The sequence below is a fragment of the Endozoicomonas sp. ONNA2 genome (genome assembly GCF_024606365.1).
In the GTDB taxonomy this organism is placed as follows: Bacteria; Pseudomonadota; Gammaproteobacteria; order Pseudomonadales; family Endozoicomonadaceae; genus Endozoicomonas.
This window is the reverse complement of sequence record NZ_JAHHPO010001038.1, coordinates 1-1,186: the sequence shown is the minus strand read 5'-3', so window position 1 is coordinate 1,186 and position 1,186 is coordinate 1. Positions and strand designations below refer to the sequence as shown.

3 protein-coding genes are annotated in these 1,186 nt (G+C 46.9%); all 3 read left to right on the top strand.

Annotated features, from left to right (window positions below; translation table 11 throughout):
- Nucleotides 1-199: hypothetical protein (locus tag KDK14_RS18415; RefSeq protein ID WP_257266660.1), on the top strand; the 199-nt coding region annotated here is incomplete at its 5' end.
- Nucleotides 183-809 carry a TetR/AcrR family transcriptional regulator gene (locus tag KDK14_RS18410; RefSeq protein ID WP_257266659.1) on the top strand — a complete coding sequence of 209 codons (627 nt, stop codon included), beginning with the start codon at nt 183-185 and terminating at the stop codon, nt 807-809. The genes KDK14_RS18415 and KDK14_RS18410, both read left to right, overlap by 17 nt.
- Before the next feature lie 54 nt (nt 810-863).
- The coding region (locus tag KDK14_RS18405; RefSeq protein ID WP_257266658.1) for a nucleoid-associated protein at nt 864-1,186 on the top strand (323 nt) is incomplete at its 3' end.

Sequence of the window (1,186 nt, the reverse complement as noted above, 5' to 3'; positions counted from 1 at the left end):
TGATTGCGGTGGAGCATCTGAATATGTGGAAGTTATTTACAGACAATTCCTTAACCATTTTTTATCCCTGAGAAAATATTTTCACGCGCCATGGGCATTTATGAATGCATCCAAATCATGGCATAAGCCGCGCTCTGGCACCACAGGGCTGTTTACAGAGGTCAAAAATCTGCTAACTTGGAATGACAATAATCAATAGTAAGCCCATGGGAAGATCATCCTCATTTAATCGACAACAGGTGTTGAGCGACGCCCTGGAGCTTTTCTGGTCCAGAGGGTTCTATGCCTGCTCATTAAAACATCTGGAAGAGGCTACCGACTTGCATCCGGGCAGCCTTTATTATCATTTCCAGAATAAAGAGCAATTATTTCTCTGTATTCTTGATCACTACCTTGAATGGCAGCTGCAGCCAAGAATCGATAAGTATCTGGTATACAGCCCCACGCTATTGGACCTGCGACGCTTCTTTACCTCCGGTTATCGCCATGGTCAGGAGGCCAGCTATCGAAACAGTTGTTTCCTGGTCACCACCAGCAACGAACTCCATCTACTGCCACCGGATGCGACAGAACGGGTACACAAAGGCATCCAGATGCTACGGGCAGGCTTTATTGATTTTATTGAGAAATATACGCAACCGAAAAAAAACAACAGCGCTACTGTTGACAATGAAGTCATCGTCGGCGAGCTTCTGAACCTCTATCTGAGCATCCAGCTTTTGGCCAAGGTAAACCCGAATCAGCATGCCCTGGACAAACAGGTCAGGCAGAGTCTGGATAAACTCTTTACCCCCCTCCTGCCCCGGTAAAGCCTGCCGTGTTGGATTGACTCCAACTCATTACCCATTTTCGGGCAGGGGAGTTTGCCAATTAAAGCAAATGACGCCGAATCCCTGTACCATAATGAGCTATCAATCCGCACTTTCCAGCATCAAGTCATGACCATCAAACAGATTATTGTGCATAAACTGGACCTTGCCCATGGTTCAGAGCAGTTACAAGCCATTCCAGCTGCCCGAAGTCTGGACTCCTCACCTTCTCTGGAGCTGGTACTGGATGACTTACTGCAAACCTATAATAAAAAACCGGACAAATGCTATGGTCAGTTTTCCGATCTGGCAGAGGACAGCTTTCCCAAACGCCTGATGCAATATATGGATCAAAGTTCCGATGACCAGGCTGCAGG

Coding starts and splice junctions, on each gene's coding strand:
- KDK14_RS18410 (WP_257266659.1), top strand. CDS start 183: ATGACAATAATCAATAGTAAGCCCATGGGAAGATCATCCTCATTTAAT.